Source organism: Chromobacterium haemolyticum, from assembly GCF_002081825.1.
Taxonomy (GTDB): Bacteria; Pseudomonadota; Gammaproteobacteria; order Burkholderiales; family Chromobacteriaceae; genus Chromobacterium; species Chromobacterium fluminis.
The window spans coordinates 56307-72972 of sequence record NZ_MUKU01000020.1 but is presented as its reverse complement, the minus strand read 5'-3'; the positions used below and the strand labels follow the sequence as shown (position 1 = coordinate 72972).

Sequence of the window (16666 nt, the reverse complement as noted above, 5' to 3'; positions counted from 1 at the left end):
TAACAACCCCGTCAATTTTAGAACACGGTACCCAGCTGGAATTGGAAGCGCTGGACTTTGTCGTTGTCCTTCTTCTTCAGCGGATTGGCGATACTGAATTTCATCGGGCCAATCGGAGACAGCCAGGTCAACGCCACGCCCGCGGAATAACGCATGCCGTCGCCAGCGGAACTGCCGGCCACCGACGGATCCCACAAGGTGCCGGCGTCGAAGAACAGGCTGGTGCGCACCGACTTATTGTCCTTCATTCCCGGGAAGGGGAACAGCACTTCAGCGTTGGCCACCGCCTTGCGGGTACCGCCCAGGTAGTCGCCGTTGGTGTCGCGCGGGCCGATACTGCTGGTGTCGTAACCGCGCACCGAGCCCAGGCCGCCCATGTAGAAGTTCTGGAAGAATGGCAGACGCGAGGTTTTGCCGTAACCGTCGGCGTAGCCCAGCTCGCCGTTCAGCATCAGCGTGAAGGTCTTGGTCAACGGGAAGAACCAGGTCTGCTGATGAGTCAGGCGATAGTACTGCAGATCGCCGCCCGGCAGGCCGGCGTCCGCGCCCACCTTGATCACCGCGCCGCGAGTCGGCCACAGCGCGCTGTCGCGGGTGTCGCGGCCCCAGCTGATGGTGCCCAGCAGCGTGTTGTTGCTGGCGCCGTACTGGTTGACGAAGTCCTTGTAACGCTGCGGACTGTTGTCGTAGGTGCTGATCTTGGTGTTTTCCGCGCCGATGCTGAAGTTGATGCGGTCGTACTCGGTCACCGGCACCCCGAAGCGCACCGCGCCGCCTATGGTGCTGGTCTTGTACGCGGAAATATTGGTGGCGTCCGGGTTGTAGACGCGGTTGTACAGGTCATAACCCAGGCTGACGCCGTCCGGCGTGAAATACGGATCGGTGAAGGACAGCGACAGGTTCTTGTTCACCTTGCCGGTGGACAGACCCAGCGACATGTATTTGCCGGAGCCGAAGATATTGCTCTGCGACAGGTTGGCGGACAATTGCACGCCCTCGCCCTGCACGAAGCCGATACCAGCGGACACGCTGCCGGTGGAGCGCTCCTTCAGGCTGATGTTCATGTCCACCTGATCGGCGGCGTCCGGCACCGCCGGGGTTTCGATGTTGACGTCTTCGAAATAGCCCAACAGCTCAACGCGTTCCTTGCTGCGCTTGATCTTGTCCGCGCCGTAAGGAGCCCCTTCCAGCTGACGCAATTCGCGGCGGATCACTTCGTCGCGGGTCTTGGTGTTGCCGGCGATGTTCACGCGGCGAACATAAGTCTTGCGGCCCGGATCCACAAAGAAGGTGAAGGCCACCGTCTGTTTTTCGTGGTCGATGTCCGGCAACACGTTGACGTTGGCGAAGGCGTAGCCGGCCTGGCCCAGGCGGTCGCTCAGCGATTTCACCGATTCGGTGATGCGCTCGTTGTTGAAGGTGTCCCCGGACTTGGCTTGAATCAGCTTGCGCAGGTCCGCTTCCGGCACTTTGAGATCGCCGGCCAGCTTGATGTCGGAGATGGTGAACTTCTTGCCTTCGTGAATATTCACCGTCAGGAACATGTCCTGCTTGTCGGCGCTGATCGACACCTGGGTGGAGTCGATGTTGAACTCCAGATAACCCTGGTTCTGGTAGAAGGCCTTGAGTTTTTCCAGGTCGCCGGTCAGCTTCTGCTTGGAATACTGGTCGTCCTTGGTTACCCACGACAACCAGCCGCCGGTGGTCAGGCTGAACTGATCAATCAGTTCGGACTGCTTGAAGGCGCTGGCGCCAACGATGCGGATTTCCTTGATGCGCGCGGTCACGCCCTCGTTGATGTCCAACGTCACCGCCACGCGGTTGCGTTCCAGCTTGGTCACCGACGGGGTCACTTCCACGGAGTACTTGCCGCGGCTGTAATACTGGCGCTTGAGTTCCTGCACCGCGCCGTCCAGCAGCGCCTGATCGAAAATCAGCGATTCGGCGAAGCCGTTGTCCTTCAAGGCCTTTTTCAGTTGGTCCTTGCTGAACTCCTTGGCGCCGTTGATGTTGAGCTGGCTGACCACCGGGCGCTCGGCCACGGCCACGATCACCACGCTGTCGCGCGACTCGATGCGCACATCGTTGAAGAAGCCGGTGGCGAACAAGGCCTTGATCGCCTCGTTGGCCTTCTGGTCGTTAAAGGTGTCGCCCACCTTGACCGGCAGATAATTGAACACGGTGCCGGGTTCGGTGCGCTGCAGGCCCTCGACTCGGATGTCCTTGATGACGAACGGATCAACAGCCCAGGCCATGGAGGCCGTAGTCAAGCCCAATACGGCTGCTGCAAGCAATTTCAATTTCATAGATCGGTTTTAACCCCCAAATAGGCGGCTGAAATCATTCAGCAAGGCAAACGCCATCAAAGACGCCAGCAAGATGAAGCCAATTTTTTGTCCGAACAATTGCGCCCGCTCACTGACGGGGCGGCCTCTGATCAACTCCGCGACATAATACATTAAGTGCCCGCCATCCAGAACTGGAATCGGCAGCAGATTCAGCACGCCGATGCTGATGCTGATCAGCGCCAGAAACTCCAGATAAGGTGTCAAACCCTCGCGAGCGGTCTGGCCGGCAACATTGGCGATGGTCAGCGGACCGGACAAATTATCCAGCGAAGCCTGGCCCATCAGCATGCGCCCCATGAATTTGACGCTCATCCAGCCGGTATCCCAGGTCTTGGCCAGGGCGGCCAGGCCGGCCTGCGCCGCCGAATAATGTTCGGTGTACAGCAGCTGGCGGCCCCAACCTGCGTCCGCCTGCGGCGCGGCGCCGATGCGTCCCACCACTTCGCCGTCCTGCTGGTGGGCCTGCGGCCGCACCTTGAGACTCATGATGTCCGCGCCGCGCTGGATTTTCACGTCCAGATCGCGCCCCGGGCTGTTGCGCACCTGCGCCACCCAGCCTTCCCAACTGCTCAGCGCCTGGCCGTTGAGCGCCAGCAGCTTGTCGCCCGGCTTGAGGCCGGCGCTTTGCGCGGCGCCGCCCTCTTCCAACGCGCCGATCACCGGCAAAAAGCGCCCCGGCGTCAGACCGGTGCTGCCTTGCTGCATCGCGGTCACCGCCTTGTCGCCGAAGCGGGCCGGATCGATGCGGCGTTCAGCCCGAGCACCGGCCGCGGTTTCCACTTGTACCACGGTGGCGTCCGGCGACATCGCCGCCTCCACCAGGGCGAGACGGATCTGCTGCCAGTTGGCCACCGGCTTACCGGCCACGCTCAGAATGCGGTCGCCGGGCGCGAAGCCGGCCGCCGCCGCCGGAGTCTGCGCCACCACGGTGCCTACCAGAGGCCTGATCTGAGTCACACCCTGCCCCATCACCACCCAATACAGCAGCACCGCCAGAAAAAGATTGGCCAGCGGGCCGGCGGCGACAATGGCGATGCGCTTCAGCACATGCTGATTGTTGAACGCCTGCGGACGCAACTCCTCCGTCACCGGACCCTCGCGCTCGTCCAGCATGCGCACGTAGCCGCCCAGCGGGATCGGGCAGATCACCCATTCAGTGCCCTTGCGCCAATACGACCACAGCGGCTTGCCGAAGCCGATGGAAAAACGCAATACCTTGACCCCGCACAGCCGGGCCACCCAGTAGTGGCCCAGTTCGTGAAACGTCACCAAGACGCCGATGGCGACCAGGAAGGCAAGCAGGGTCAACATGCGGCCACCCGTTGCAACGCGAAGGCGCGCGCTTCCTCATCTTTGGCCAACAAGCCCTCGACCGAGTCGCTGCCCGCCAGGCTGACGCCATCCAAAGCGGCGGACACCACCGCGGGGATATCGACGAAACGCAGGCGCCCATGCAGGAAGGCGTCCACGGCGACTTCATTCGCCGCGTTCAGCACCGCCGGCGCGTCGCCGCCCAGGCGCAGCACGTCGAAAGCCAGCTTCAGACAAGGGAAGCGCTCCAGATCGGGCGCTTCGAAAGTGAGATTGGACAAGGAGAAAAAGTCCAGCGAGCTCACGCCGGCCTCGACGCGCTCCGGCCAGGCCAGCGCGCAGGCGATAGGCGTGCGCATGTCCGGCGCGCCCAACTGGGCCATCACCGAACCGTCGCGATATTGCACCATGGAATGAATCACGCTTTGCGGATGCACCACCACTTCGATGCGTTCCGGCGGCGCGGAAAACAACCAATGCGCCTCGATCACTTCCAGGCCCTTATTCATCAGGGAAGCGGAGTCGACGGAAATCTTGCGCCCCATCACCCAGTTGGGATGACGGCAGGCGTCGTCCGGAGTGACGCGCAGCAAGCCCTCCGCCGAAGACTGACGGAAGGGGCCGCCGGAAGCGGTGAGGATGATCTTGCGGATGCCGGCGGCGTCCAAATTGCCGGCATAGTCGTGCGGCAGCGACTGAAAGATGGCGCTGTGCTCGCTGTCCACCGGCAGCAGGGTCGCACCGTGGCGGCGCGCCGCGTCCATGAACAGACGGCCGGCTACCACCAAGGATTCCTTGTTGGCCAACAAAATGCGCTTGCCGGCGCGCGCCGCCGCCATCGCGGACGGCAGACCGGCGGCGCCGACGATGGCGGCCATCACCACGTCGACCTCCGGCAGCGCCGCCACCTGGGCCAAGGCGGCCGGGCCGTGCAGCACCTCGGCATTCACGCCGGCCTCGGCCAAGCGTCCGCGCAAGGCTTCCGCGGACGCGGCGTCGCCAGTCACCACGTAGGCCGGTCGGAATTGCACCGCCTGCTCGAACAAGCGCTCAACCTGGCGGTTGCCGCTTAGCGCCACCACCCGGTAACGCTCGGGGTGGCGCGCCACCACGTCCAACGTATTGACGCCCACGCTGCCGGTGGCGCCGAGAACGACAATCCCTTGCGGTTTCGTCATTAAAGTGTTCCTGCGGTTACATGCCGCCCAGAGCGCGCAGCGCGTTGCTGACGGCGAGGACGGCGATAAGACTGTCGATACGGTCGTACACGCCGCCGTGACCGGGCAACAAGCTGCTGCTGTCCTTGATCCCCGACGCGCGCTTGAACCAGGATTCCAGCAGATCACCCATCACGCTGACCGCGCTCAGCGGCAGCGCCAACAGCAACAGCGCCCAAATCGGCAAGCCGATGTCTATCCAGCCCAGATGATCCACCAGCGCCACGTACAGCGCCACGCAGATCACGCCACCGTACACCCCTTCCCAGCTCTTGCCCGGACTAATGGACGGCGCCAGCTTGCGCCGGCCGAAAGCCTTGCCGGAGAAATAAGCAGCGATGTCCGCCACCCACACCAGGCCCATCACCGCCAGCAAGGCGAAAGCGTCCGCCGCTCCGGGATGCGGCCGCCATTCCAGGAAGGCGAACCAGGCCGGCAGCATCAGAAGCCAGCCCAGCAGCCAGGCCGTCGCGCCCTGGCGGATACGCCAACGCTTGGCCAGCCAGCACGGCACCAATAGCAGCCAGAACGCCAGCGTCAGCGCGTGCTCAAGCGGGCCCAGCCGGTAATGGCCGAACCAGGCCGTCGCGGCCAGCGCGCTGCTAACGGCCAGATACAGCCACTTGCCTGTACCGGCCATGCCGGCCATGCGGCTGAACTCCCACAAGGCCAACACGATGATCAGCCAGGAGAAGCCGGCCCAGGCTTCGGCCGGGAACAGAAACAGCGCCGCCAACATCAGCGGCAGCAGCACCAGGGCGGTCAGAACGCGTGTCAGCAGCATGGCTTAGCGCCCGTCCCGACGCAGATGCTCGGGCAATTGCTCGCTGGTGCGCCCAAAGCGACGCTCACGGCACTGGTAGGAGCCGATGGCGGTTTCCAGCGCCGCGCGGTCGAAGTCCGGCCACAGCGTTTCGGTGAAGTAGAGCTCGGAATAGGCCAACTGCCACAGCAGGAAGTTGCTGATGCGCTGCTCGCCGCCGGTGCGGATGAACAGGTCCGGTTCCGGCGCCCACGGCATCGACAGGCGCTGGCTCAGCGCCTCTTCGTCGATATGGGTGGCGCCTTCTGCGATCAGGCCGTTGACCGCATTGAGAATATCCCAGCGGCCGCCGTAGTCGGCGGCGATGTTCAAGGCCAGACCATCGTTGCCGGCGGTCTTTTCCTCGGCGCGCAGAATGCGTTCCTGCAAATCCGCGCTGAAACGCTCGCGAGAACCCAATACCCGCAAACGGATATTGTTGTTGTGCAGTTTGCTCACCTCGTGCTCCAGCGCGCGAATGAACAGGTCCATCAGGAAAGACACTTCCTCCTGCGGACGCCGCCAGTTCTCGGTGGAGAAGGCGAACAGGGTCAGGCATTCGACGCCCAGTTCCTTGCAGGCTCCGACGATCTCGCGCACGGTGTCCAGGCCGCGCTTGTGGCCGGCCACGCGCGGCAAGAAGCGCTTCTTGGCCCAGCGGCCGTTGCCATCCATGATGATGGCGATATGCCGGGGCACGGAACGCACCTCCGGCACATCCTTGGTAGAGCTTGCAAACAAGGTACGGCGCTCCTTAGACGGCCATCAGGTCGGCTTCCTTGGCGGCCAGGGCCTTGTCGATTTCGACGGTGTATTTGTCGGTCAGCTTCTGGATCTCATCCTGGCCGCGACGCTCGTCGTCCTCGGTAATGGCCTTGTCTTTAAGCAGGTTCTTGAATTCGTTGTTGGCGTCGCGGCGGATATTGCGCACGGCCACGCGCGCGCCTTCGGCTTCGCCGCGCACAACCTTGATCAGGTCGCGGCGACGCTCTTCGGTCAGCATCGGCATCGGCACGCGGATGATCTCGCCCATGGAAGCCGGGTTCAGGCCCAGGTCGGAGTCGCGGATCGCTTTTTCGATCTTGGCCAGCATCGGCTTTTCCCAGGGCTGCACGCCGATAGTGCGCGCGTCCACCAGGGTCACGTTGGCCACCTGGCTGATGGGCACGTCGCTGCCATAGTAGTCCACCATGACATGATCAAGAATGCCGGTATGGGCGCGACCGGTGCGCACCTTGCTCAGGTCGGTCTTAAACGCTTCCAGCGACTTCTGCATTTTCTGCTCGGCAGATTTCTTGATGTCGTTAATCATGTCCACTCCAAATCGAAACTTAAAAAGACAAGGCGAAAACGGCCATTGCCGCTTTCGCCTTCAGCAATTTTCAAACTCAGCAGTGTACCAGCGTGCCTTCGTCTTCGCCAAGCACGACCCGGGTCAGAGCGCCGCTCTTGAAGATGCTGAACACCTTGATGTTCAGGTTCTGGTCGCGGCACAGCGCGAAGGCCGTGGCATCCATCACTTTGAGGTTGCGCGAGATCGCCTCGTCGAAGGTCAGGGTCTGGTAACGTATCGCGTCCGGATTCTTTTTCGGATCGTCCGTGTACACGCCGTCCACCTTGGTGGCTTTCAGCATGATGTCCACGTTCATTTCCATGCCGCGCAGCGCCGCGGCGGTATCGGTGGTGAAGAAGGGGTTGCCGGTGCCGGCGGCGAAGATCACCACCTTGCCCTCTTCCAGGTATTGCATGGCCTTGCCGCGCACATAAGGTTCCGCGATCTGCTGCATGGTCAGCGCCGACTGCACGCGCGCGATCAACCCAGCCTTGGTCATCGCGTCCTTCAGCGCCAGCGCATTCATCACCGTCGCCATCATGCCCATATAATCCGCGGTGGCGCGGTCCATGCCCGCGGCCGCCGGCGCCACGCCGCGGAAGATGTTGCCGCCGCCGATCACCACACCCACTTCCACGCCAAGCTCCACCACCTCTTTGATCTGCCCCACGATCTGCTCGATCGTGGTGCGGTTGATGCCATAGTTGTCATCGCCCATCAGGGCCTCGCCGGACAGTTTCAGCAGGATGCGTTTATAGGCAGGGACTTGGCTCATGGTAACCTCGGGTTTGGCTGGATATTCGGTTTTCAGTTTGCAAAACGGCACCCTGCAGGCAGGGTGCCGTCAATACGTCTCGCGACTGGGCGTTTACAGCTTGGCGGCTGCGGCCACTTCAGCGGCGTAGTCTACTACTTTCTTCTCAATGCCTTCGCCCACTACGAACATGGCGAACGCTTTGACGGAGGATTTTTTCTCGGCCAGCAGCTTTTCAACGGTCACGTCCGGGTTCTTGACGAAGGGCTGCCCCATCAGGGTCACTTCGGCCAGGAACTTGTTGACGCGGCCTTCCACCATCTTGGCGACGATGTCGGCCGGCTTGCCGGATTCGGCTGCCTGAGCGGTGTAGATCTTGCGCTCTTGTTCCAGGGTTTCGGCCGGAACCTGATCCTTGGACACGCAGATCGGCTTGGAAGCAGCGATGTGCATGGCCACGTCCTTGCCCACTTGCTCTTCGCCGGCGAAGTCGACGATCACGCCGATCTTGGCGCCGTGCAGGTAGGTCGCGATCGCGCCTTCAGTCTGGTAGCGAACAAAACGACGGATGGTCATGTTCTCGCCCAGCTTGGCGATGGCGGCCTTGCGGATGTCTTCAACGGACTGACCGTCGATTTCCACGGCGGACAACGCTTCCACGTCGGCCGGGTTGGCGATCACGACAGCCTTGGCGGCAGCCGCGGCCAGAGCCAGGAAAGTCGGGTCTTTGGCAACGAAGTCGGTTTCGCAGTTAACTTCCACCAGGGCGCCAACGCCGCCTTCAACGAAGGAACCGATGATGCCTTCGGCAGCCACGCGGCCAGCCATTTTGGAAGCTTTGTTGCCGGACTTGATGCGCAAAATTTCTTCAGCCTTGGCCGCGTCGCCTTCGGCTTCCACCAGGGCTTTTTTGCATTCCATCATGCCGAGGCCGGTGGCCGCGCGCAGATCCGAAACCATTTTTGCGGTAATGTCCGCCATACTTCACACTCCTGAATGATTTTGATTACGTGGGTCTGAAAAAAGGGGCTTGCGCCCCCTTTTCGTCTGCTTACTCGGCTTGAGCCGATTCAGCAGCCACGATCTCCTGCAGAGACTGGGCGCGGCCTTCCAGCACCGCGTCGGCCATGCCGCGAGCGTACAGGCGGATGGCGCGGCTGGAGTCGTCGTTGCCCGGGACCACGTAATCGATGCCTTCCGGGGTGTTGTTGGTGTCAACAATACCGATAACCGGGATACCCAGTTTCTTGGCTTCGACGATGGTGCCCTTCTGGTAGCCAGTGTCGATAACGAAGATGGCGTCCGGCAGGCCCTTCATATCCTTGATGCCGCCCAGCGAACGCTCCAGCTTGTCGACTTCGCGTTGCAGGTCCAGCAGTTCTTTCTTGTTGTAACCGGTATCGCCAGCGGACTCCAGGATGGCGCGCTTCTCTTCAAGACGCTTGATCGACTGCTTCACGGTCTTGTAGTTGGTCAGCATGCCGCCCAGCCAGCGGTGGTCAACAAACGGCATGCCGCAACGGGCAGCTTCTTCACGTACGATCTCACGAGCCTGACGCTTGGTGCCCACGAACATGATGGAGCCCTTGTTGGCGGCCAGACGACGCACATAATCCTGGGCATCCACGAACAGCGGCAGAGTCTTTTCCAGGTTGATGATGTGAATCTTGTTGCGGCTGCCAAAGATGTACTTAGCCATCTTCGGGTTCCAGAAGCGGGTTTGGTGGCCGAAGTGAACGCCGGCCTCAAGCATTTGACGCATGGTAACGTTGGTGGACATGCAAAAACTCCTTAAAGGGTTAAGCCTCCATCCGCGCAGACAACCTCGAAGCGAGGCACCCTTTGGCGCGGATGTGCGTAATAGATGATTTTCCCCCGCCGGTATGGCAAGGGACGCGGGATTCTAGCACCGGACGGCGATCCACTCAAGTCTCGTCGCGCGCCTCGCGCGCTTTTTCACGCTGACGGCGCAGTTTGCGCCGCGTCATCCGCGCCACAAAGAAGGTGGGCAACACGCCCAAAAAGAACAAGGTGGACAGCGAAGCCAGCACGCTGTGCTGCGCCACCGCCAGCATCAGCACCACATAAAGCCAGCCCAGCAACACGATCAGCAGCATATTTAAACAATCGTTTGAATTTTCCGGCAAAGCCGACAACAATGACAGCGCCGGGCCCAACCCATTGCGCCCGCCAACCCTCGACCGACAGACATTGTAAAGCGAGCCCCGCCCCATGCAAACCGCTATCACCCGCCTGCTCGGCATCCAGCGCCCGCTGATCTGCCCCGGCATGAGCTACATCGCCACCCCGGAACTGGTGGCCGCCGTCGGCAACGCCGGCGGCCTGGGCATACTCGCCACCGGCCCGTTGACGCCGGAACTGACGCGACAAGCCATCCGCCGCGTGCGCGAACTGAGCGACCGCCCCTTCGGCGTCGGCTGCACGCTGATGATGCCGGGCGCCAAGGAAAACGCCATGGTCGCCCTGGAAGAACGCGTGCCGGTGATCAATTTTTCGCTAGGCAAGGGCGATTGGCTGATTGAGCGGGCTCACGCCTACGGCGGCAAGGCCATCGCCACCGTGGTGACGGAAAAGCACGCTCGCTCGGCGGAGGCGTCCGGCGCCGACGCCCTGCTGGTCACCGGCCACGAGGCCGCCGCCCACGGCGGCGCCGTCACCTCGCTGACGCTGATCCCGGCCATCCGCAAAGCCAGCGCGCTGCCCATCATCGCCGCCGGCGGCTTTGTCGACGGCCAGGGCCTGATTGCCGCGCTGGCGCTGGGCGCCGACGCCGTGGCCATGGGCACGCGCCTGGCGATGAGCAAGGAAAGCCCGGTGCACCAGCGCACCAAGGAGATGATCCGCCAACGTGGCGTGGCCGACACCTTGTACTCCAAGAACTTCGACGGCCTGTGGTGCCGGGTGATGGACAGCCCTGCCGCCCGCCAGGCCACGCGCAAGCCGCTGAGCCTGCTCGCCGCCGCCTGGCGCGCCAGCGCCGCCGCGCGCAAGCTGGGCATGCCCATCGCCAAAGTCGTGCTGGGCGGCCTGCTGAGCCAGCCCCAGGCGCTGCGCCAACTGGCGCAGTTCGGCGCCGCCACCGAATCCATCCGGCTGGCGATAGAGGACGGCGACCACGACAAGGGCGTGCAGTTGATCGGCCAGGCCCAGGGCCTGATCGACGACGTGCCCGGCGTGGCCGAGCTGTTCGAGCGCATTCTGGCCGAAGCGGAGGACTGCCGGCGAAAACTGAACGCGCTAAACGGTTGAACCATGAAAAAACCGCCGCCCCTTAAGGGAACGGCGGTTTTTGCAAGGTCGGCGCGAATCAGGACGCGGCGTTGGCCTTGGCCATCTTGCGACGATCCGATTCGTTCAAGTAGCGCTTGCGAATGCGGATGGACTTCGGCGTGATTTCCACCAGCTCGTCGTCGTCGATGAACTCCACCGCGGATTCCAGCGTCAGCTTGATCGGGGTGGTCAAACGCACGGCTTCGTCGGTGCCGGAGGCGCGAACGTTGGTCAGCTGCTTGCCCTTGACCGGGTTCACCACCAGATCGTTGTCGCGGCTGTGAATGCCGATGATCATGCCTTCGTACAGCTTTTCGCCCGGCGCCGCGAACATGCGGCCGCGATCTTCCAGCTTCCACAACGCGTAAGCCACCGCTTCGCCGTTCTCTTGCGAGATCAGCACGCCGTTGTGACGGCCCGGCATATCCGGCTTGACCGGCGCGTAGTCGTCGAACACGTGGCTCATCAGGCCGGTGCCGCGGGTCATGGTCATGAAATCGGACTGGAAGCCGATCAGACCGCGCGCCGGAATATGGTATTCCAGACGGGTGCGGCCGTTGCCGTCGGATTCCATATTGGTCAGTTCGCCGCGACGGCGACCGATTTCTTCCATCACGCCGCCCTGGTGATCGTCTTCCAGGTCGATGGTCAGGTTTTCGTACGGCTCGCACTTCTGGCCGTCGATCTCCTTGAACACCACGCGCGGCTTGGCCACGGCCATTTCAAAGCCTTCGCGACGCATGTTTTCCAGCAGAATGGTCAGGTGCAATTCACCGCGACCGGACACGCGGAACACGTCGGAGTCGCCGGTGTCTTCCACACGCAGCGCCACATTGGTCAGCAATTCTTTGGTCAGACGGTCGCGGATTTGACGCGAGGTCACGAACTTGCCTTCGGTGCCGGCCAGCGGCGAGGAGTTCACCATGAAGTCCATGGTCAGCGTCGGCTCGTCCACGGACAGCATCGGCAGGCCTACCGGCTGCTCTTTGTCACAGATGGTCACGCCGATGCCGATGTCTTCGATGCCGGAAATGATGATGATGTCGCCCGCCTCGGCTTCTTCCACCGGCACGCGGTCCAGACCCTGGTAGCCCAGCACCTGATTGATGCGACCGGAAGCCACTTGATCGTCGTGGTTCATCACCACGACTTGCTGGCCCGGCTTGATGCGGCCGTTCAGCACGCGACCCACGCCCAGACGGCCGGTGTAAGTGGAGTAGTCCAGCGCGGAAATCTGCAGCTGCAACGGCGCGTCGGCGTTGCCCGGAGGGGTTGGCACATGCTCGAGCACGGTGTTGAACAGCGGACGCATATTGTCGGACTCTTCTTCCAATTCCAGCTTGGCGAAACCGTTCAGGCCCGAAGCGTAGATGATGGGGAAGTCCAGCTGTTCGTCAGTCGCGCCCAGCTTGTCGAACAGGTCGAAAGTCTGATCCACCACCCAATCCGGACGCGCGCCCGGACGATCCACCTTGTTGATCACCACGATAGGGCGCAGACCCAGCGCCAGCGCTTTCTTGGTGACGAAACGGGTTTGCGGCATCGGGCCTTCTACGGCGTCAACCAGCAGCAGTACACCGTCCACCATGCCCAACACGCGTTCAACTTCGCCGCCGAAGTCGGCGTGTCCCGGAGTGTCGACGATATTGATGTGCACGCCTTCGTATTCGATGGCGGTGTTTTTGGCCAGAATGGTGATGCCGCGTTCTTTTTCAAGATCGTTGCTGTCCATTACACGCTCGTCCACTTGCTGGTTCTCGCGGAAGGTACCGGATTGACGCAGCAGTTGGTCTACAAGCGTGGTCTTGCCATGGTCGACGTGGGCGATGATGGCGATATTGCGAATTTGTCGGGTCATTTTTGGAGGAGGATGGATACAGAAAAATCGCTGGATAATAGCACAAAAAACTGTCCATACCAAAAATTCCGGCGGGCGACAAGCGCTGGGCTTTTGCGTACACTGCGCGGCAAACCGATTTTCGACGAGGAAACGCGCTATGTACGACTGGAACGCCTTATGGCATGAGCACGAGGCCTACCGCACCGGCTACGCCGTCCAGCATAACGACGCCAACCAGTTGGCCGAGGCCCTGTCCGCCACGCTGATCAAGCCGGCCGCTGGCATCGACGACGTGGCCGTCTACGACAATGGCAACCGCTATCTGCTGGCCGGCCACAAAGACGGCCTGCAACTGCTGGAGATCGCCAAGCACAGCCTGTTCGACATCACGCTGCGCTTCGTCACCGAGGACGAGGAGCAGGACATAGCCCCGCCCTATGTCGAAATCCACGTCGACAACCTCGCCACCGAGGAGCAGGCGGTCTGGCGCGCCGCGGTCAGCCGCGACGAAGAAGGCCGGATATGGGTGGGCAAACGCGCGCTGGACGAAGGCGTGGTGCCGGCCATGCCCTTCGACGAACTGTCCTTCACCGACAACGCCCGCTTCCGCGAAGAATTGACCCGCGTTTGGCACGAAGACCTGCCGCAGCTGAAACCGGCCTTGGACGCCTGGTTCCAGCACGGCGCGCTGAGCGCTCCGGCCGACGAGCCCGCCCACTACGGCGACGCCGCGCGGGTGCGGCAGATCTGCGATCGCTACGCCGAGATCGTACGCCGCGAACAGGCGCTGCTGTCGCGCCAGTTCAGCGACCCGGAACTGCACCTGATCGCCCAAGTCTTGAAAGGCGTGCACTTCGACGACGCCGCGGCCTGCCGCGGCGTGTGGCTGGCGGTGGAGGCCCGCATCATCGAGGAAGAACTGGATCAGCAGTGGAAAGTGGACGGTGAAAAACTCTTGGCCAAGATGAAGGCGCTCAGCTATGCGCAGGAAGTGGCGCTGATAGAAGCGCTGTCGCCGCTGCCGGCCAACTGAACACCTAAAACCGGATCGCGGGTAGAATGCTCCCGATCCGAGCAATCACTCCAACGCATTCAAGTGACCGGCCCCGCCATCACGCGCCGCGCCGGCCCACATCGAGAAAGATTTAAGATATGGCTCAAACAAGCGCCCTGAGACAACTTCCGCAAAGCACCCTGTTCCGCCCCGGCGACGTTTTCGTCCTGTTCGGCGAACTGTTCGGCCGCGGCTACGCCAATGGCCTGATCAACGAAGCGCGCAAGGCCGGCATGGACATCATCGGCATGACCGTGGGCCGCCGCGACGAAAACAACCAACTGCGCCCGCTGAACGAGGAAGAACTGGCCGCGGCTGAAGCCAATCTCGGCGGCCGCGTGATCAATGTGCCGCTGATGGCCGGCTTTGACCAAGACGGCTCGCCGACGCCGACCGAGCTGCTGGCCACCCTGACCCTGAAAAGCTGGCAGGACGACAAGCTGGACTGGGAACACATCGAACAATGCCGCCAGATCGGCGTGCAGCGCTTCAAGGACGGCGTCGCCAAGGCGATGGCTCAGCTGGACGGCATGATCGCCGACGGCCGCAATGTGTTCTTCGCCCACACCATGGCGGGCGGCATTCCCAAGGCCAAGGTCTTCCTGGCCATCGCCAACCGCGTCTACAAGGGCCGCGGCGAACGTTTTCTGTCCACCCAGGCGCTGCTGGACAGCGATCTGGGCAAACTGATCCTGCAAAACTTCGACGAAGTCACCGCCAACACCTTCCAGCACCTGATAGACGGCAGCGCCGCGCTGCGCGGCCGGCTGGAAGCCGCCGGCGGCCAGGTGCGCTACACCGCCTACGGCTACCACGGCACCGAGATCCTGATCGACGGGGATTATCAGTGGCAGACCTACACCAACTACACCCAGGGCTACGCCAAGATGCGGCTGGAAAACGTCGCCCGCGCCGCCTGGGAACAGGGCGTCAAGGCCACGGTGTTCAACTGCCCGGAAATCCGCACCAACTCCTCGGACATCTTTGTCGGCGTGGAGCTGCCACTGCTGGCGCTGCTGCGCGCGTTGAAACGCGAAGACGGCGGCGCCTGGGCCGACGCCCAATGGCAGGCCTGCGCCGCGCTGCTGCAGGACGGCCGCACGCTGGAAGAAGTACTGGAAAAAATTGACGCACTCAATAGCGGCGAGGTGATGCGCGGCTTCCGCAACTTCGAAGCCTGGCCGATGCCGAACAGCCCGGAACTGGCCGAGGTAATGATAGGCACGTCCGACGCCATCGTGGACCTGCACCAGGACAAGAAGGCGCTGATCACCGACCATCTGAGCAGCTTGGTGATCGACGCCACCGGCCCGCTGATGTTCCACGAAGCCGCCGCGCCCGCCGGCCCGGTGCTGTGGCTGAACCATGACATCATCGCGCGCCAGTTGAACCGGATGCACGCTTAACCCCCCTCCGATACAAAGCGGCGCGCCCATTCGGGCGCGCTTTTTTGTTTATTAGAGTCTGTTCACGATCTCACGAGCCAAGGCGAGACAAGGCGAAAACCACAGAGAAAGCGGAATGGTCATGCGGTACATGAGCATTTCGAAGCGGTACTCGCCATGTCGCGTCTCACAACGGGCAGCAGATCGTAAACAGGCTCTCAGCCCGCCAACACCGGAAACAAGGTCAACACCACCTTGCCTAGATTGCGATTGGCCTCGACATAGGCGTGCGCGTCGCCCACCTGAGCCAAGGGGTAGCTGGAATCCAGCGTCACACGCAAGCGGCCCTGCTCGAGCGCCGGCAAGATCCGGGTTTCCAAAGCCCGCGCCAAGCGCGCCTTCACCTCCAGCGGCTGCGGCCGCAGCGTGGAACCGATCAAGGCGATGCGCTTCATCAGCAGCGCGCCCAGGTTCAACTCCGCCCTGGCCCCGCCGAGCAGACCGATATTGACCAGCCGCCCATCCGGCTTCAAGGCCGCCAGATTGTCGTTCAGATAGCTGGCGCCCACCGGGTCCAGTACCACATCGGCGCCGCCCCAGCCCTTGACCACGGCGCCGAAGGCCGCTGTCTGCCGGTAGTTGAACACCTGGGCCGCGCCCAGCTCGCGGCAAAACGCCGCCTTCTCCTCGCTGCCCACGCTGGCGAAGGCCTGCGCGCCCAACAAGCCGGCCAGTTGGATCGCCGCCGCGCCCACGCCGCTGGCGCCAGCGTGCACCAGCACGGTCTCGCCGGCCTGCAAGCCCGCTTTTTCCACCAGATTGAACCAGGCCGTCATCCAGGCCTCGGGCAGGCTGGCCGCCTCCACCCAGGACAGCCAGTCCGGCTTGGCGATGGCCAGTGCCTCGTCCAGCAGCGCGTATTCGGCATAGCCACCACCGCCAATCAGGCCGAACACCGCGTCGCCGGGCTTAAAGCGCGAATCCGCGTCCGCCTCCTCCACCACGCCCGCCACTTCCAAACCCAGAATCGGGCTAGCGCCCGGCGGCGGCGGATAGTGCCCGGCGCGTTGCGCCAGATCGGCGCGGTTGATGCCCGCCGCCATCACCCGGAGCAGCAACTGCCCGGCGCCGCGAACCGGCGCCGCGATCTCATCCAACCGCAGGGTGTCGACTCCGCCCGGAGCCGACTGCACAACTGCCAACATACCCTCTCCTTTCACGCTCAAGCGACTGATTCGCAATACCAAATACCTTTGCCAAGCTAGGCAAGGGCGAGTATTATTTCGGCCCTTGCCCTGATCCGCCTCGCCGGACAGGGCCAACCGAATCTG

General features: G+C 62.7%; 15 protein-coding genes. 3 read left to right on the top strand and 12 right to left on the bottom strand.

From position 1 onward, the window contains the following. Nucleotides 1-17 precede the first annotated feature (17 nt). From bamA to B0T39_RS15485, 10 genes are all read right to left on the bottom strand, one after another. The gene (gene bamA / locus B0T39_RS15530; RefSeq protein ID WP_081548154.1) at nucleotides 18-2306 is read right to left on the bottom strand and encodes an outer membrane protein assembly factor BamA; all 2289 of its coding nucleotides are present in this window, start codon (nucleotides 2304-2306) and stop codon (nucleotides 18-20) included. A 9-nt stretch (nucleotides 2307-2315) separates the two neighbouring features. Next, nucleotides 2316-3659 (bottom strand): RIP metalloprotease RseP, encoded by a 1344-nt coding sequence (gene rseP / locus B0T39_RS15525; RefSeq protein WP_081548152.1) that lies wholly within the window; start codon nucleotides 3657-3659, stop codon nucleotides 2316-2318. Then, nucleotides 3653-4837, bottom strand: a complete 1185-nt coding sequence (gene ispC / locus B0T39_RS15520) for a 1-deoxy-D-xylulose-5-phosphate reductoisomerase (protein WP_081548150.1) — start codon at nucleotides 4835-4837, stop codon at nucleotides 3653-3655. Before ispC ends, rseP begins: the two co-directional genes overlap by 7 nt. Before the next feature lie 16 nt (nucleotides 4838-4853). After that, nucleotides 4854-5660, bottom strand: coding sequence for a phosphatidate cytidylyltransferase (locus tag B0T39_RS15515; protein WP_081548148.1), 807 nt, complete (start codon nucleotides 5658-5660; stop codon nucleotides 4854-4856). Between the two features lie 3 nt (nucleotides 5661-5663). Next, nucleotides 5664-6353 carry a polyprenyl diphosphate synthase gene (gene uppS / locus B0T39_RS15510; RefSeq protein ID WP_439896892.1) on the bottom strand — a complete coding sequence of 230 codons (690 nt, stop codon included), beginning with the start codon at nucleotides 6351-6353 and terminating at the stop codon, nucleotides 5664-5666. Between the two features lie 79 nt (nucleotides 6354-6432). Continuing rightward, complete coding sequence (gene frr, locus B0T39_RS15505; RefSeq protein ID WP_081548144.1) at nucleotides 6433-6990, bottom strand: ribosome recycling factor; 558 nt, start codon at nucleotides 6988-6990, stop codon at nucleotides 6433-6435. 76 nt (nucleotides 6991-7066) lie between these two features. Beyond that, entirely contained in the window at nucleotides 7067-7786 is a 720-nt protein-coding gene (pyrH, locus tag B0T39_RS15500) for a UMP kinase (protein ID WP_081548142.1), read from the bottom strand. A gap of 93 nt (nucleotides 7787-7879) precedes the next feature. After that, entirely contained in the window at nucleotides 7880-8746 is an 867-nt protein-coding gene (gene tsf, locus B0T39_RS15495) for a translation elongation factor Ts (RefSeq protein ID WP_081548140.1), read from the bottom strand. A 70-nt stretch (nucleotides 8747-8816) separates the two neighbouring features. After that, nucleotides 8817-9545 carry a 30S ribosomal protein S2 gene (gene rpsB / locus B0T39_RS15490; RefSeq protein ID WP_081548138.1) on the bottom strand — a complete coding sequence of 243 codons (729 nt, stop codon included), beginning with the start codon at nucleotides 9543-9545 and terminating at the stop codon, nucleotides 8817-8819. Nucleotides 9546-9690: 145 nt separating this feature from the next. Beyond that, nucleotides 9691-9882 carry a hypothetical protein gene (locus B0T39_RS15485; protein WP_081548136.1) on the bottom strand — a complete coding sequence of 64 codons (192 nt, stop codon included), beginning with the start codon at nucleotides 9880-9882 and terminating at the stop codon, nucleotides 9691-9693. Nucleotides 9883-9997: 115 nt separating this feature from the next. Between B0T39_RS15485 and B0T39_RS15480 the strand changes: the two genes are divergently transcribed. Beyond that, nucleotides 9998-11035, top strand: a complete 1038-nt coding sequence (locus B0T39_RS15480; RefSeq protein ID WP_081548134.1) for an NAD(P)H-dependent flavin oxidoreductase — start codon at nucleotides 9998-10000, stop codon at nucleotides 11033-11035. A 58-nt stretch (nucleotides 11036-11093) separates the two neighbouring features. Here B0T39_RS15480 and typA read toward each other — a convergent pair whose 3' ends face one another. Continuing rightward, nucleotides 11094-12914 (bottom strand): translational GTPase TypA, encoded by a 1821-nt coding sequence (gene typA, locus B0T39_RS15475; protein WP_081548132.1) that lies wholly within the window; start codon nucleotides 12912-12914, stop codon nucleotides 11094-11096. A gap of 139 nt (nucleotides 12915-13053) precedes the next feature. On the opposite strand from typA, the gene B0T39_RS15470 reads away from it, so the two are divergent. Both B0T39_RS15470 and B0T39_RS15465 read left to right on the top strand, forming a co-directional pair. Further along, nucleotides 13054-13929 carry a hypothetical protein gene (locus B0T39_RS15470; protein WP_081548130.1) on the top strand — a complete coding sequence of 292 codons (876 nt, stop codon included), beginning with the start codon at nucleotides 13054-13056 and terminating at the stop codon, nucleotides 13927-13929. Nucleotides 13930-14048: 119 nt separating this feature from the next. Next, nucleotides 14049-15356, top strand: a complete 1308-nt coding sequence (locus B0T39_RS15465) for an enoyl ACP reductase FabMG family protein (RefSeq protein ID WP_081548128.1) — start codon at nucleotides 14049-14051, stop codon at nucleotides 15354-15356. Between the two features lie 197 nt (nucleotides 15357-15553). Here B0T39_RS15465 and B0T39_RS15460 read toward each other — a convergent pair whose 3' ends face one another. Then, nucleotides 15554-16540 (bottom strand): NAD(P)H-quinone oxidoreductase, encoded by a 987-nt coding sequence (locus B0T39_RS15460; RefSeq protein WP_081548126.1) that lies wholly within the window; start codon nucleotides 16538-16540, stop codon nucleotides 15554-15556. Between the last annotated feature and the right edge of the window lie 126 nt (nucleotides 16541-16666).

What these genes read in the sequence shown, in the direction of transcription:
- B0T39_RS15465 (WP_081548128.1), top strand. Translation starts at nt 14,049, where the DNA reads ATGGCTCAAACAAGCGCCCTGAGACAACTTCCGCAAAGCACCCTGTTC.
- B0T39_RS15485 (WP_081548136.1), bottom strand. Translation starts at nt 9,882, where the DNA reads ATGCTGCTGATCGTGTTGCTGGGCTGGCTTTATGTGGTGCTGATGCTG.
- typA (WP_081548132.1), bottom strand. Translation starts at nt 12,914, where the DNA reads ATGACCCGACAAATTCGCAATATCGCCATCATCGCCCACGTCGACCAT.
- ispC (WP_081548150.1), bottom strand. Translation starts at nt 4,837, where the DNA reads ATGACGAAACCGCAAGGGATTGTCGTTCTCGGCGCCACCGGCAGCGTG.
- rseP (WP_081548152.1), bottom strand. Translation starts at nt 3,659, where the DNA reads ATGTTGACCCTGCTTGCCTTCCTGGTCGCCATCGGCGTCTTGGTGACG.
- frr (WP_081548144.1), bottom strand. Translation starts at nt 6,990, where the DNA reads ATGATTAACGACATCAAGAAATCTGCCGAGCAGAAAATGCAGAAGTCG.
- pyrH (WP_081548142.1), bottom strand. Translation starts at nt 7,786, where the DNA reads ATGAGCCAAGTCCCTGCCTATAAACGCATCCTGCTGAAACTGTCCGGC.
- B0T39_RS15460 (WP_081548126.1), bottom strand. Translation starts at nt 16,540, where the DNA reads ATGTTGGCAGTTGTGCAGTCGGCTCCGGGCGGAGTCGACACCCTGCGG.
- bamA (WP_081548154.1), bottom strand. Translation starts at nt 2,306, where the DNA reads ATGAAATTGAAATTGCTTGCAGCAGCCGTATTGGGCTTGACTACGGCC.
- B0T39_RS15480 (WP_081548134.1), top strand. Translation starts at nt 9,998, where the DNA reads ATGCAAACCGCTATCACCCGCCTGCTCGGCATCCAGCGCCCGCTGATC.
- B0T39_RS15470 (WP_081548130.1), top strand. Translation starts at nt 13,054, where the DNA reads ATGTACGACTGGAACGCCTTATGGCATGAGCACGAGGCCTACCGCACC.
- rpsB (WP_081548138.1), bottom strand. Translation starts at nt 9,545, where the DNA reads ATGTCCACCAACGTTACCATGCGTCAAATGCTTGAGGCCGGCGTTCAC.
- tsf (WP_081548140.1), bottom strand. Translation starts at nt 8,746, where the DNA reads ATGGCGGACATTACCGCAAAAATGGTTTCGGATCTGCGCGCGGCCACC.
- uppS (WP_439896892.1), bottom strand. Translation starts at nt 6,353, where the DNA reads ATGGATGGCAACGGCCGCTGGGCCAAGAAGCGCTTCTTGCCGCGCGTG.
- B0T39_RS15515 (WP_081548148.1), bottom strand. Translation starts at nt 5,660, where the DNA reads ATGCTGCTGACACGCGTTCTGACCGCCCTGGTGCTGCTGCCGCTGATG.